12 protein-coding genes and 2 pseudogenes are annotated in these 14,698 nt (G+C 59.5%); 9 read left to right on the top strand and 5 right to left on the bottom strand.

What is annotated here, in order from left to right; all coding sequences use genetic code 11:
- The first annotated feature begins 15 nt into the window (after positions 1-15).
- Positions 16-804 (top strand): alpha/beta fold hydrolase, encoded by a 789-nt coding sequence (locus C7436_RS13715; protein WP_121208166.1) that lies wholly within the window; start codon positions 16-18, stop codon positions 802-804.
- Positions 805-864: 60 nt separating this feature from the next.
- On the opposite strand, the gene C7436_RS13710 is transcribed toward C7436_RS13715, so the two are convergent.
- From C7436_RS13710 to C7436_RS19110, 3 genes and pseudogenes are all read right to left on the bottom strand, one after another.
- Positions 865-1,977, bottom strand: a complete 1,113-nt coding sequence (locus tag C7436_RS13710) for an S-(hydroxymethyl)glutathione dehydrogenase/class III alcohol dehydrogenase (protein WP_041654464.1) — start codon at positions 1,975-1,977, stop codon at positions 865-867.
- 87 nt (positions 1,978-2,064) lie between these two features.
- Positions 2,065-2,445, bottom strand: a pseudogene (locus C7436_RS19115) (methyl-accepting chemotaxis protein); the annotation flags it as partial.
- 159 nt (positions 2,446-2,604) lie between these two features.
- A pseudogene (locus C7436_RS19110) lies at positions 2,605-3,366 on the bottom strand (PAS domain-containing protein); the annotation flags it as partial.
- Positions 3,367-3,562: 196 nt separating this feature from the next.
- On the opposite strand from C7436_RS19110, the gene C7436_RS13700 reads away from it, so the two are divergent.
- From C7436_RS13700 to C7436_RS13665, 8 genes are all read left to right on the top strand, one after another.
- A complete protein-coding gene (locus tag C7436_RS13700) occupies positions 3,563-4,885 on the top strand; it encodes a DASH family cryptochrome (protein WP_121208164.1) in 1,323 nt (440 codons plus the stop codon).
- The gene (locus C7436_RS13695) at positions 4,882-5,373 is read left to right on the top strand and encodes a DUF6231 family protein (protein ID WP_121208163.1); all 492 of its coding nucleotides are present in this window, start codon (positions 4,882-4,884) and stop codon (positions 5,371-5,373) included. The genes C7436_RS13700 and C7436_RS13695 overlap by 4 nt, the downstream gene beginning before the upstream one ends.
- Positions 5,364-7,007, top strand: coding sequence for a phytoene desaturase family protein (locus C7436_RS13690; protein ID WP_228198142.1), 1,644 nt, complete (start codon positions 5,364-5,366; stop codon positions 7,005-7,007). Before C7436_RS13695 ends, C7436_RS13690 begins: the two co-directional genes overlap by 10 nt.
- A gap of 2 nt (positions 7,008-7,009) precedes the next feature.
- Positions 7,010-7,645 (top strand): tRNA-uridine aminocarboxypropyltransferase, encoded by a 636-nt coding sequence (locus tag C7436_RS13685; protein WP_121208162.1) that lies wholly within the window; start codon positions 7,010-7,012, stop codon positions 7,643-7,645.
- Between the two features lie 75 nt (positions 7,646-7,720).
- Complete coding sequence (locus C7436_RS13680) at positions 7,721-8,116, top strand: YkvA family protein (protein WP_023010703.1); 396 nt, start codon at positions 7,721-7,723, stop codon at positions 8,114-8,116.
- A gap of 90 nt (positions 8,117-8,206) precedes the next feature.
- Positions 8,207-8,983, top strand: coding sequence for a flagellar motor protein PomA (gene pomA / locus C7436_RS13675; protein ID WP_014420230.1), 777 nt, complete (start codon positions 8,207-8,209; stop codon positions 8,981-8,983).
- Positions 8,984-8,985: 2 nt separating this feature from the next.
- Positions 8,986-9,903 carry a flagellar motor protein MotB gene (locus C7436_RS13670; protein WP_023007771.1) on the top strand — a complete coding sequence of 306 codons (918 nt, stop codon included), beginning with the start codon at positions 8,986-8,988 and terminating at the stop codon, positions 9,901-9,903.
- 229 nt (positions 9,904-10,132) lie between these two features.
- On the top strand, positions 10,133-11,341 hold the full coding sequence (locus tag C7436_RS13665; RefSeq protein WP_011783865.1) for an ammonium transporter: 1,209 nt from the start codon (positions 10,133-10,135) through the stop codon (positions 11,339-11,341).
- Positions 11,342-11,352: 11 nt separating this feature from the next.
- Here C7436_RS13665 and C7436_RS13660 read toward each other — a convergent pair whose 3' ends face one another.
- Together C7436_RS13660 and C7436_RS13655 are read right to left on the bottom strand one after the other, a co-directional pair.
- A complete protein-coding gene (locus C7436_RS13660) occupies positions 11,353-12,435 on the bottom strand; it encodes a lipocalin-like domain-containing protein (RefSeq protein ID WP_121208161.1) in 1,083 nt (360 codons plus the stop codon).
- Positions 12,432-14,693, bottom strand: a complete 2,262-nt coding sequence (locus C7436_RS13655; RefSeq protein WP_121208160.1) for an FtsX-like permease family protein — start codon at positions 14,691-14,693, stop codon at positions 12,432-12,434. The genes C7436_RS13660 and C7436_RS13655 overlap by 4 nt, the downstream gene beginning before the upstream one ends.
- Positions 14,694-14,698: the final 5 nt, after the last annotated feature.

The raw sequence follows: 14,698 nt of genomic DNA, 5'->3' as shown, positions 1-14,698 counted from the left end.
GCTTGAGGAGAAAACATGGCATTTCTGAATTACAACAATCGCACCATTTGCTATCGCCTGCTCGGTGATTGCGAAAAGCCATTGTTGGTGCTGGCGCATCCTCTGGGCATGACCCAGGGGGTGTGGGACGACATGCTCCCGACACTGCTGGAGCGTTTCCGCGTACTGACCTGGGATCTGCCGGGCCATGGCGCCAGTGCTGCCTGGCCGCAATCCGCCGGAGACATCACCCCGGAAGACCTGGCCCAGGAAGCCCTGGTTCTGGCAAAAGAGGCGGGCAGCACCCGTTTTCATTTTGCCGGCACATCCATAGGCGGCGTTATCGGCCAGCAGCTGGTTGCCGAGCACACTGACCGGCTGATTTCCGCGGTTCTCACCAACACCGGCGCCATCATTGGCACACCGGAAGCCTGGGGACAACGCGCTGCCAATGTTCGGGAGAAAGGCCTGGCAGCCATGGCCGGAGAGATCGTGCCCCGCTGGTTCGGACCGAACGCCAGCCGGGAACAGCCGGCGCTGCTGGACGGCTGGAAAGTCATCATGGGGCGGGGCGACGCCAACAGCTATGCCCTGTTGTGCGAAATGCTGGGTAAAGCCGACTTACGGGAGAGGCTACGGGGCCACAAGGTACCGTTACTGCTGATTGGTGGTTCAGAGGATCTGGCAACACCGCCGGAGTCCCTGAAAGCACTGGCCCAGTTCAGCGGCGCGCCAGAGCCGGTTATTCTGGACGGTATCGGGCACGTGCCTTCCGTTGAATGCCCTCTGATTCTCGCCTCGCAACTCCTGCAAAGCCTGGATTAACCGGGGGCGGGCGAACGCCCGCTCCCCGGGAACTCTGGTTCACTTCTGTCCCATGCCAGGTCAGAAGTGAATCACCGACCGGATGCTCTTGCCCTCGTGCATCAGGTCAAACGCCTTGTTGATGTCTTCCAGCTTCATTTCGTGTGTGATAAACACATCCAGCGGGATCTCACCTTTCTCGGCTTTTTCCACATAGGATGGCAGCTCGGTACGGCCTTTCACGCCACCAAAGGCGGAACCGCGCCAGACCCGGCCGGTTACCAACTGGAACGGGCGGGTACTGATTTCTTCACCGGCACCGGCCACTCCGATGATGGTGCTTTCACCCCATCCCTTGTGACAGGCTTCCAGCGCCGCACGCATCAGCTTCACGTTGCCCACACACTCGAAGGTATAGTCGGCACCGCCGTCGGTCATCTCGATGATGACTTCCTGGAGCGGTTTGTCGTAGTCGTTGGGGTTAACCACATCGGTAGCACCCAACTGCTTGGCAATGTCGAACTTGCCGGGGTTGATATCGATCGCAATGATGCGCCCGGCCTTGGCCATGGTCGCGCCGATGATGGCCGCCAGGCCGATTCCGCCCAGGCCAAAGATGGCGACCGTGGCGCCTTCTTCAACCTTGGCAGTGTTAAGCACCGCGCCAATCCCGGTGGTTACCCCACAGCCCAGCAGGCACACCTTGTCGAGCGGGGCTTCCTTGGGGATTTTGGCCAGGGAGATTTCCGGCAGTACGGTGTACTCTGAAAACGTGGAACAGCCCATGTAGTGATACAGCGGCTGGCCCTTGTAGGAGAACCGGGAGGTGCCGTCTGGCATCACACCCTTGCCCTGGGTTTCGCGCACCGCGCCACACAGGTTGGTCTTGCCGGAGGTGCAGAACTTGCATTTACCGCATTCGGCGGTGTACAGCGGGATCACGTGGTCACCCACTTCCAGGCCGGTCACACCCGGCCCTACGGCTTCAACAATGCCGCCGCCCTCGTGGCCGAGAATGGTCGGAAACAGTCCTTCGGGGTCGGCGCCGGACAGAGTGTAGGCATCGGTATGGCACACGCCGGTGGCCACGATCTTCACCAGTACTTCGCCTTCTTTGGGCGGCGCCACATCCACTTCCACAATTTCCAGCGGTTTGTTGGCCTCAAACGCCACAGCTGCGCGGGACTTGATCACGTTCACTCTCCTGTCGTCCGGTTCGGTCGGCCAGCGCCGACATTGATACTGTTCACAACTCTAGCACGGCTCAGAGCCGTCCGGGCTTTAGCGTCCTATGTCATCAATAGCGGCCAGTACCGCTCTGGCGCCATCGCGGATTTCGGCGATCACCGCCTCGGCATCCCCGGATTGCCGGCGACCTTCCACCGCCACATCCAGAACCTCTGCAATCTGGGTTTCCACGCCACCAGACAGCTCCAGAATGGTATGAATCACATCGGCAATTTCATCGGTGGCGGTGCCTGTTCTGGCCGCCAGCTTTCGCACTTCGTCGGCCACCACGGCAAAGCCGCGGCCATGCTCTCCGGCCCGGGCGGCCTCAATGGCCGCATTCAAGGCCAACAGGTTGGTCTGATCCGCGACGCCGGCAATGGTATCGACCATTTTCTCGATGCTTTGCGACCGCTCATTCAGGTCGGCAATCAGGACCCGGGCTTTATCCACGCCCGCTTCAATGCGTTCGGCGGTGGTTTTCGACTGTCGAAGCGCCTCATCCGCCCTGCCGATGATGTTGGCGGTCTGGGTGGCAGTGGATGACGCCACCGCTGCCGCATCCTGGGTCTGTAGTGCCTTTTCCACCCGCTCGGTGATGTCACTGGCAAACTTGATCACTTTGATGACACGTCCACGCTCATCCAGTATCGGGTTGTAGCTGGCTTCCAGCCACAGATCACTGCCATCTGAGCGCAGGCGGTGGAAACGACCACTGCGGAACTGGCCACCGGCAAGCCCCTTCCAGAAATCGGGATTGTCCCGGTAAAAACCGGGATCACAGAACATCCGGTGGTGCTTGCCCTCAACCTGGCTCAGACGGTAACCGGTCGCGGCAAGGAAATTGGCATTGGCGGTGATGATGGTACCGTCCGGCTCGAACTCGATGATCGCCATTGAGCGGTCGACGGACTCAAAGACCGCCTGCTGGTCCCGCAAGTGCTCCTGTTTCTCAGTGACATCCGAGGCAATTTTCATTACCCGCTGAACCCGGCCATCATCCCCGTGCACCGGAAAATAGGTTGCCTCCAGCCAGAGTTGACGGCCATCCTTTCGCCGGCGCAGGAAGGTATCCGTCTGCGCCTGGCCGGCCCGGAGCGCATCCCAGAACTTCCGGTATTCCGCCGAGTTTGCCACTTCACGATCACAGAACAGGCTGTGGTGTTTTCCCACCACCTCTTCCCGGCGGTAACCCACCACCTCAAGGAAACGGTCATTTACATCCACGATCAACCCGTCCGTGGTAAATTCAATGGTCGCCACCGCGTGGCGGATAGCGCTGTATACAGCCTGGCATTGGCTGGCAAGCGCCTGGCAATCGGCCACGTCTTGCTTTTTCTTTCGGGTCAGGAACATCGTCGTTTACTCTTGCACAGGTCAAAAAGCCACGGACATCCTGTTCTGTGGGTTAGAAGCTCGTTTTGGGCGGCACGTTCCGGAGAATCGTTCTCGCACCGACACGCATATGAATGCGTGCATTATTCAGGGAAACCAAATCCGCACGCAGACGTAAAAATCCGTACAGTCAGTCGTATTCAGAGGGGCATTTACGTTGCATACACTTTACTGGTTTACCCGCGACCTTCGTTTGCACGACAACCCGGCCTTGCTGGCCGCGGCCCGTTCAGACATGCTGTTGTGTGTCTTTGTCGTAGACCCGCGCTGGTTTACCGGTGACCGGTTTCAGTGCCGTGCACTGGGTGATCATCGTTGGCGCTTCCTGTGGCAAAGTCTGATGGCACTGGAACGGAGCCTGCGGCCCCTGGGGCAACGACTTCATATCGCCTGGGGCGAACCGGAAATCGTTCTGCCAGAGCTGGCCCGGGAGCACGGCGTGCAGCGTTTGATCCGTTCACGCCTACCCGGCACCGAAGAAGCCGCGCAGTGGCAGGCCCTCAAAACCCGCCTGCCGGAAGTGACGTTTCAGCAGTTCGAAACCCTGGGCATGTTTGCGGAAGGCCAGCTTCCCATGGAACTGGCAGAGCTGCCCGATACCTTCTCGCAATTCCGCAAGCAGGTGGAGAAAGCTGAGCAACCGGACCACACCCTCAGGATTCGAACCGTCAGCGCACTGCCACCACCCCCGGGATTCCCCGAAGATAACCGGGGCCAGTGCCCGCCGATACCGGAACCGATACATCGGTCACCATTCACCGGCGGTGAGGAAGCCGGCCTGGCACAGCTGCAAGCCTTCGTATTCGGACAACATCGCATTGCCAACTACAAGGAAACCCGCAATGCGCTGGACGACTGGGGCTCATCCTCCAAGTTCTCCCCCTGGCTGGCGAACGGCTGCCTGTCAGTGCGGGAGGTGGTTGCCGCCATCGAACAATACGAACGTCAGCACACCCGTAACGATTCGACCTACTGGCTCTGGTTTGAGCTGCTCTGGCGCGAGTATTTCTACTGGTATGCCCTTAAACACGGGGGGCGGTTGTTTAGCCGCGATGGCGTGCAACGTAAACGCCGCCCGGTGACCTTCTATGGCCATCGATTCAAGGCCTGGTGCGAGGGCAATACCCAGTATTCGATAGTCAACGCGGCCATGAATCAGTTACGGGAAACCGGCTACATCAGTAATCGCGCACGCCAACTGGTGGCCAGCTGCCTGATCAATGAATTGGAACTGGACTGGCGTTACGGTGCTGCCTGGTTCGAACAGCAACTGGTGGATTACGACGTGGCCAGTAACTACGGAAACTGGCAGTATCTGGCCGGCGTCGGCGCCGATCCCCGCGGGCTTCGGCAGTTCAATCTGGACAAGCAGGCGCAACAGTACGATCCTGAGGGAGCCTTCGTACATCGTTGGCAGGGAGAGGCTCAACAACCAGTGGGCCTGCATACCGTAGACGCAGCAGACTGGCCAATATCATGACAATACCTGTTAGCCAACCAGAGAGAGTACTGGCCCGGATTCTGGATACCAGCCAGCCAGACACCCTTCTGTATTGCGGCGACACCGCCAGCCGGGTCAGCGAGGTGTGGCACGGGCAACGGAAAGCCGTTCGCTTGCTGGCGCTGGACACCGCGGACCCGAACGCCCGACTGCCACTGGATTCCGTGCCCGACCTGGCCATCATCACAGACACTCTGGAACACCTCCCCTACGAAGAAGGGGCGCTTTTACTGGGCCAGTTACGCAACTATGGCACCCACCAGATTGCGGTACTGGTGCCCCAAACCACAGACTGGGGTTTTACCGACTTCATCGCCCTGGGCTTTCAGCGTCACGCCGATATCGAAAGCGAGAACGGCGCACTCACGCTCTATACCTACAATCTGGATACTTACAATCATAAACGGGCCTGGAACAATCCCGATAACTGGGCCAATCCGGAAATGTGGGGAAAAGCGTGGTGGTAGATACAAATTCGAAATCCTTGAAGCCCAGTACAATCCGAATCGGTACCCGTTACCGCGCGAGCCGGCTCGATGGGCCCTATGATGCGGTAGTGATCGGCTCCGGTATCGGCGGTCTGACCACTGCCGCCTGCCTGTCCAAAGCCGGCTACAAAGTACTGGTGTTGGAACAGCATTACACCGCCGGTGGCTACACCCACAGCTACGCCCGTAATGGCTACGAGTGGGATGTGGGCGTGCACTACATAGGCGACATGGGCGCGCGCCACACCCTCGGCCGCCGGCTGTTCGATTACATCACCGACGGCAAGCTCGAATGGGCTCCGATGGATGAGAACTACGACCGGTTCTTTCTGGGCGACAAAGTGGTCAACCTCAGGGCCGGCAAGGAAGGCCTGAGGCACTCGCTACTGGCGTCCTTCCCGGACGAAGAAGAGGCCATCGACCGTTACCTGGCTCTGCTCGGAAAAGTGGCCGATGGCATGCAATGGTATACCCTGTCCAAACTCTCGCCCGCGCTGGCTGCGCCACTGGTTTCCAGAGGGTTGAAAACGGTACTGCCGGACTGTTTCAACCGCACCACCTATGACGTATTGCGGGAACTCACCGCCAACGAAGAGCTGATTGGCGCCATTACCGGTCAGTGGGGCGATTGCGGGGTGACCCCGAAACAGTCGAGCTTCATGGTGCACGCGCTCATTGCCAAACATTACCTGTACGGTGGTTTCTACCCGGTGGGCGGTGCCTCGGAAATTGCCAAAACCATCATCCCGGTGATTCAGTCCGGCGGTGGTGACGTGCTCACCTACGCCGACGTGAGAGAGGTCCTGGTCGAAAAGGGCAAAGCCGTGGGTGTGCGCATGGCCGATGGCCATGATATCCGGTCACCGCTGGTGATCAGCAACGCCGGTGTGATCAATACTTTCGAACGGCTTTTACCCGAGTCTGTCGCAGACAGCATTGGCTATCCTGGCAGCCGGGAACACATCAAACCCTCAATGCCCCATATCGGCCTGTATATAGGCCTGAAAGGCACGCCCGACCAGCTCGGCTTGCCGCGCACCAACTTCTGGATTTATCCGAGCGCCGACCACGATGGCAACGTGGAGCAATTCCTGAAAGATCCCCGGAACACCTCTTTCCCGGTAGTCTACATCTCGTTCCCGGCAGCCAAAGACCCGGACTACCAGAACCGCTGGCCCGGAACCTCCACCATCGAGATTGTGGCGCCCACCACCTGGGAAATGTTCGAGCCGTGGCAGGGCTCCACCTGGGGCAAACGGGGCGAGGATTATGAGGCTCTGAAGGCTCGGATCACCGAGCAGCTTCTGGAAGTCATGTACGAAAAACTGCCCCAGCTTCGAGGTAAAGTAGACTATGTGGAAACCTCCACACCACTGTCGACCGCCTGGTTCTGCCGCTATGAGCAGGGTGAGCTGTACGGGCTGGACCACACGCCAGAACGTTTCGAGCAACGCTGGCTGAGGCCGAAAACCGACATCCCCGGACTGTACCTGACCGGGCAGGATATTCTTACCTGTGGCGTGGTCGGGGCAATGATCGGCGGGCTGGTTACAACCCTGGCCGTTCGCGGCCTGAAAGGCGCGGGGTTGGCCAAGCGCATTTTCGTGGGTTAAGCGTGGCCAGAGCACTGTGTACCCGCTGCGGCCTGCACCCGAACACCTGCGTATGCGAGGTTTGCGAGCAGGTCGACAACCGCCATCGCCTCATCATTTTGCAGCACCCGTCAGAAGTCGGTCACAGCAAGGGTACGGTGCGAGTACTTCAGCAGTGTCTGACCCGGCTGGAGGTACTGGTCGGCGAGAGCCCTGAGTCGTTTTCCGGTCAAGGCTTGGAGCGTCTGTTAACCGAAACCCGTTCCGGACTGCTGTTTCCATGTGCTGACAGTCAGCCCGTGGAGAGCAACGCGGCAGCCCAGATCGACCAGTGGCTGGTTCTGGACGGCACCTGGCGTAAAGCCGCTAAAATCCTGCACCTGAACCCGCAGTTCCGGCAGTTGCCCTGCTTTCATTTCGCTGATCCACCGGCTTCGCGTTACCGTATCCGAAAGGCCCCAAAGGCCGGGCAACTCTCAACCGCAGAAGCCGTCGCCTACCTTTTTACATTGACCGAGCCGGCCACAGATACCGAGCCATTACTCAGAGCTCAGGACGTACTGATTCGAAAACGGCTGGCCTTCGTTCCGGACCACCACAAAACCAAAGACCATGAAGCGCCCGATCCTGAACTCCCAGGAAGTCTCACGAATTATTGAAATGGCCTGGGAAGGTGACGAACCAGCACGATTTCGTTATGTTGAGGCAATCGCTGAGCAAAGTGGTGACAATGTATGGCATGGATCTCAGATAAAACGGCTGCAAACGAGTTGAAAGAGCAAAGTGCCAAGGTTCACAGAGGCGACCTTGAGGCCCTGCTTGAACGACAAAAAGCCGTTGAAGAGAAAGTCAAAAACAGCGGCAGGCTGAATCGTTTCTCTACCGATATCAAGCTGATGTTCTCGCTGATTCGCGATTACTGGTACGGCCACTACCGGGCCATACCCTGGAAGTCCATCGCTGCGGTAGCCGGAGCGTTGCTGTACGTGCTGAATCCGCTGGACCTGATTCCGGATCTGATCTTCGGCTTCGGCCTGGTTGATGATGCCGGTGTGGTTGCCTTGTGCCTTAAACTGGTCGAATCCGATCTGCACCGCTACGCTGCATGGAAGGAGCTTCACTCATCATAGGATGAGGGACCAACCGGGCATTGATTAATAATCAACCAGGGAGTATTCTCCCGTCCCCTTAATCGTCACCTGCACAGTTCTGGAGTTACTGTGGATTTCGCCACCCTTATCGGCCTCGTCGGCGCCATTCTTCTGATTTCTTCGGCCATTATCCTGGGCGCATCGCCAGGCATGTTCATCAATCCGCCATCCCTGCTGATTGTGATTGGCGGTACCTTGCTGGTAGTACTGGCCAAGTTCAGTCTTGCCCAGTTTTTTGACGCCTTCAAGGTGGCAGCCCGAGCGTTCAAATTCAAACTGCCCGAAACTCAGGCCAGCATCGAAGAACTGGTGGAGATTGCCAGCATCGCCCGAAAAGAGGGCGTTCTTGGTATCGAAGGGAGGGAGGTCAGTAGTCCATTCCTGGGCCAGGGTATTCAGATGCTGGTGGACGGACAGGACGGCAACACCATCAAGCAGCTCCTCAACAAGGAACGCCTGATGACACTGGAACACAACCGGTCGGGCGCAAAAGTGTTCACCGCCATGGCAGATGTGGCTCCGGCCATGGGTATGATTGGCACGCTGATTGGCCTGGTGCAGATGCTGTCCAACATGGAAGATCCCAAGTCTATCGGGCCGGCCATGGCCGTAGCCCTGCTGACCACGCTCTACGGCGCCATGATCGCCACAATGATCGCTACCCCCATTGCCGACAAGCTGTCCCTGCGCATGACGGAGGAGGCCCGCATGCAATCGCTCTATATTGATGCCCTCGTCGCCATCCAGGAAGGCACCAACCCGCGCATTATCGAGCAGATGCTGTCCAGCTATCTTTCGCCCAAAGAGCGGGCCAGAAACGGCGATGCGGAAACGGCAGGCGGTTAAACATGGATGATTTGCCAGAAGAGGAAAAGCCCGGGATTCCTGCGTGGGTTGTCACATTTGCCGACCTGATGTCGCTGCTGATGTGCTTTTTCGTATTGCTCCTGTCGTTTTCGGAAATCGACGCCCAGAAGTTCAAACAGATCGCCGGTGAACTCTCCAAGGCCTTCGGGGTGCAGCGGGAAGTGCCTGCGCTTGAGATCCCTCAGGGCACCAGCCCGATCTTCGACAAGTTTTCGCCGGCGCCGCCAGAGCCCACTGTGGTCAATGAAGTCAAACAGACCACCACCGACGTACAGCCCGAAATCCAGACTCTGAAAAGCCCCGAAGAGAAAGCCATTGAGGAATCCATCCAGGAACAGATGGACGCCAACATGGCCCGGATTCTTGAAGTGCTGGAACCGGCGATTCTGGATGGCCGGATCAACGTCTCGGAAGATCAGCGCCGCATCATCATTCGCATTGAGGAGAAGGGCTCGTTTGCCTCAGGTTCAGCCCAACTGACCTGGGAATTCGAAGGCCTGCTTCTGGATATGGCGGAGGTTCTGGCCGACATGCCCGGCGACCTCGCCATTGAAGGCCATACCGATAACGTGCCCATCCGCACCGAACGTTTCTACAGTAACTGGGACCTGTCCGCAGCCCGTGCCGCCGCGGTGGCTAATGTTCTGCTGGCTCGGGAGCAGGTGACTCCGGACCGCATCCGGGTGACCGGTCTGGCCGACACCGAACCACGGGTACCCAACACCTCGCCGGAAAACCGAGCCAAGAACCGGCGGGTTGAAATCGTTATCGATCTGTCAGAGCCCATGGAAGAGCAGGAACTGCGCCTTCGCGAGCTGATTCGTTCCGAAAGCGAGTCGCAAGAAGCCATTATTGGCATTGAGCCCGGTCGGGATACGCCCAGCGAGATTACCTGGTAGTAAAACCTTGCCTCGCGCCCTATCCAGATTGGTGCACAAGCCCTTGATGCGCACGCCTCTGGTGCACTTTGACGCAGATAAATACCTCCCTCGGCGCCCTCAGGTTCTCCAACCCCCCTGCAGTACTTGATATGCATTGTTTTGGAACAGCACTTGCTTAAGTCGCACCCCAACAATGCACAACGGCTCATCAGAAGCCGCGTAATCAAAACACTCAGGAGAAAAACCCGTGGATATCACGAGTGCCGTACACACCCTGACCGAGAGCGCCAACACGCTCTTCATTCTGATTGGCGCCATTATGGTGCTGGCCATGCACGCCGGCTTTGCGTTCCTGGAAGTGGGCACTGTTCGCCATAAAAATCAGGTCAATGCCCTGGTTAAAATCATGACCGACTTCGGCATATCCGCAGTCGCCTATTTTTTCATCGGCTACTACATCGCCTATGGCGGGCACTTTCTCAATGGCGCCGCCGAACTCACCTCCGCCAACGGCTATGAACTGGTCAAATTTTTCTTCCTGATGACCTTCGCCGCGGCCATTCCGGCGATCGTTTCCGGCGGTATCGCAGAGCGTGCCCGCTTCTACCCCATGCTGATTGCCTCGGGCCTGATCGTGGCCTTCGTCTATCCTTTCTTTGAGGGCCTGATCTGGAACGGGAACTTTGGTTTCCAGGCCTGGCTGGAGAACCAGTTTGGTGCGTCCTTCCATGATTTCGCCGGCTCCGTTGTGGTGCATGCTGTCGGTGGCTGGATTGCTCTCGCTGCGGTGCTGCTGCTCGGCGCCCGCACCGGTCGCTATCGCAACGGTCGGGTCGTGGCCTTTGCCCCTTCCAACATTCCGTTTCTCGCCCTCGGCGCCTGGATTCTGACCGTGGGCTGGTTCGGCTTTAACGTCATGTCGGCCCAGACTCTGGACGGCATCAGTGGCCTGGTTGCGGTCAACAGCCTGATGGCCATGGTGGGGGGTATTCTGGTTTCCATGCTGCTCGGCCGCAAAGACCCTGGCTTCATTCACAACGGTCCGCTGGCCGGACTGGTGGCGGTGTGCGCCGGCTCAGACCTGATGCACCCCGTCGGCGCCCTGATTACCGGGGGCGTGGCCGGCGCCATCTTTGTCTACCTGTTCGAGTGGGCACAGGCGAAAATCGAGCGGCTGGATGATGTTCTGGGTGTTTGGCCCTTGCATGGCGTATGCGGTGTCTGGGGCGCCATTGCCTGCGGTATCTTCGGCCAGGAAGCGCTCGGGGGCCTGGGTGGCGTCAGCCTGATGTCGCAGATTATTGGCTCGGTGGCCGGTGTGATCGTGGCCTTTGCCGGCGGGCTCATCGTTTACGGTGCCATCAAAACCATTAGCGGCCTGAGACTGACAGAGGAAGAAGAGTTCAACGGTGCCGACCTCAGCATTCACCGTATCGGTGCCAATGCCGTTGAGTGAGTTTCCGGGCCTTATTGTGCCCGGTAACCGGTAAGCTCCATGTAACCCACGCCGGAATGGCTTCCGGTGACGGAAACCGGGCTCTCCCAATACGGATAGAGCCCGGAATTCCGGTAATCCCCTGCCGGCGCGGAGACCTCAAGGTTCACGTCGAAAGCCGGAAGGGTTATCTGCCAACGGCGCGGATAACCGGCTGGCTGGCCCACAGAGGTCAGCCCGATCTGTTCTGGCCCCAGCGCCACCGGCTCGCCCGTGGCTGGAATCCAGGTACCCGAGCGGAATGCCTGTTGTGTTTCCCGCAACTGGAACAGCATCAGCTTGTCCCCCGAATCCAGATGCAGGGCAAACCAGTCCCAGCCCTGCTGTCCGGCTTTGAGAAACTGGCTGCTCCACTCCCGGTCGAACCACCCGGTGCCCGCCACCCTCAACGTGTCACCCTCAAGGGTAACCGTTCCCTCAATTTTCAGATCTACCAGGCTGAAGTACATGGAGCCTTCGCCACTGGCAGATTTGGCGCTGAAACCGTCGTCACCATGAGCCACAGGATCACCTTGCGGCTGCAACAACAGATCGTAGGACCAGTGTTCTGTAGCGACCGACAGCCGCCAGCCAACGTGTCCGCTCGCTGGCCTCAGGTGCCAGTGATCCAGCCAGACTGAAAAGGGTTGGGCGGTGGCCCCGGCATGCCCGACGTCACCCCTGGCCAGCTTTTCGGCAAAGCGGTGCTGACCGCTGTAGCTCACCGCTGCGTGAGCCATCCAGGCAGCCTCCAGAGGCCAAAGCGTCGGCTTCGGCGGTTCGGATTCAACGGACCTCGGGGTCAAGGCCTGCCGGAACTGCGTCCATTGCAGACCCAGCGGCCTGCCGTTTTCGGTTTCCAGATTCGCGGTGAGATACCACCATTCAATGCGGTGCTGGGGATGAGGGCCGAAATCGGCGGGGAAGGACAGCCGGTCTCCGGGCCCGGGCTGCAGGAACTGAATCTCATGCTCAGATTCCGCCACACCGGCAAGGCCTGCGAATCCGCTCGGCTCTTCTGCTCGATCACAGGCGGTGAGTAGCAGCGCAAGAAGTACGATAACGAAACGATTCATCGTTCCCCTCCCTGCAGCCCGTGTGCGGACTCCGGCGCCGAGGCCGGGCGACGCAGCTGCAGGCGCATCAGCAAGGCAATGCTGAGACCGATGATCAGAGCCAACACGGCCAGCTCGATCCAGAACCCCGGGTACACCGCCATCGGCAGTGACCAGCCAAAAGCCAGCGGATTGATGCGCTGGACCAGAATCCAGGTGAGCCACACGCCAAGTGGCAGTGCACAAACCAATACCGCAAAAATCAGAGCCAGGGAGACCCGGGTGAGCTGAGTCGCGGCCTGGCGTTGGGGCATACCCCAGACGATCAGCAGGCGAAAATACCAGGCGCGGGTAGAGAGAAAGACCCACACCATCAGCAACAACGCGGCGGCGGCCAGAATCAGCGTGAGGGTAGTCATGGCCCGGGTCAGCAAGAAGGTCTGATCAAAAACATCAGTGGCCAGGGTCCGGATGGCCTGGTTATCCCTCACGGTCAGCTGAGGGGTATGCCAAAGCCGGGCCAGTTGCGCCTCAACCACTTTGATCTCTTCGATGCCCGCGCTTATCGACAGGCTTCGAAAGCGGGCTTCAAAGTCCTCGGGCAAGAGACTCGCCGGCACCAGCACCTCACCGGAGGGCCGCCCGTAATCCGGATAAACGGCCAGCACCGGAGCCTGTAACCGACGGGCGCCAAGCCTGACAATGAGACGGTCGCCTACTGCAAGCTGTTGCCTTCTGGCCAACTGCTCATTGACCATTAGCCCCTCACCCCGCGCCAACGCCTGCCAGGGCGTTTCTGTTTGCGCCAGCAGGCGCCAGTTTTGCACCAGGTGACTGACCGGCCCGAGCGCAAACACATCGACAGGCACCGGCTCCCTGCCTGATGCTGTCTGCACGCTGGCCCGCCCACGAATCACCTGATGCCACAATTCCGGGCTCACCAGCTCCGGCTTTGCCGCCAGCCAGCTTACGGCAGCGGTGATATCCGCCCCTTGCGGTACTTCAATGTAGTAATCCGCTTCCAGCCGTTGCCCCAGCCACTGGTCAAAGGTGTCCTCGAACGTGGTTACCAGGGCATGAACCGCCAGCACCAGTGCCAAGGCAAACTGCAGGGCCACCAGCGGTAACGCCAGCCGACGCACCAGGACTGCGACTTCCTGTAGACGCCAGCGAATCAGCGGATCCCCGGTGTTACGGGCCAGCCAGCGGACAACCCCGGCAATCGCCAGCGGGGCCAGCCAACCGGCAGCGAGAAAAACCAGTGCCACCGCCAGGAACAGCCAGATCAGAGTTGGTGCCCACAGAGATACTGCCAGCCCCAGGGCCAGTAGCACCGCAAAAAATGCCGGTTGCACCCGAGTCAGGAGCGACCCCGACGAGTCCCGAACGCCCGCCAGGCAAGCGGCCACGATCACCGCCACCATGGTCAGGGTTGGCAGCCACCAGTCCTCCCCTCCACCGGCATAGAGCAGACGGTCGAACAGGCCTTCCAGGGCCTGCCCAAAGCCATCTGCCAAAACCAGTGACAGCGCCCGCCCCAACCAAACCCCGGGCAGTATGCACACCAACGCCAGCAGCAGGTTTTCCACCAGCAACAGTCGGCTGAGCTGGCTCCTGTTCACGCCATAGCGATACAGCAAAGCCAGGCTTTCCCGGCGTTGAGCCAGACCCAGAAGGAACACACTGCGCAACAACAACGAGGTAATCAGCAGGACCAGCACTCCGAGCGCATCCAGGTTGAGCAGAAAACTGTCACCCAGCTCTGCCGTGTCAGGCGCAACGGCGAATGCCTGATAGCGGTAGCCCGCCGGTGGTGGCGACTGACCGTCGGCTTGCGACACCAGCAGAACCAGGGCCGATGCTTCGGCTGAGGCCTGGGCGGCGGCTTCGCTGATATCGACGAAGGGCTTGCCATCGAGTTCGCCCTGCCAGGGTGCTGGCGTGTGTCCCGGCTCGGCAAAGCAATGGGCCGCCAGCGGATCAATGCCCACCAGCCGACCGCGCCCCGGTACCGGCACTTCCAGCCAAGGCATCACGCACAGGCCCTGGCGCCGAAGGTTAACAAAGTCCTGTACCGAAACCGGATTACCGTCCTCTCGCACCGATTGCTGTCGCTCGGCGACAGCACGCTCGCTCTGTTCAAGGCTGGTCCTGGCCTGGCTGGTGAGGTGATGTATCCCGGTCCAGAGCGCGCTGGCAAGCAGGATCATGGCAGCCAGCGCGGCCAGCTGCAGGGGGTGACGACGATAATGACTGAACAATGCGATGCGGGGAGACATAGGTC

Origin of the sequence: Marinobacter nauticus, assembly GCF_003634635.1 — a bacterium.
Taxonomy (GTDB): domain Bacteria; phylum Pseudomonadota; class Gammaproteobacteria; order Pseudomonadales; family Oleiphilaceae; genus Marinobacter; species Marinobacter nauticus.
This window is presented reverse-complemented; position numbering and strand designations above follow the sequence as displayed.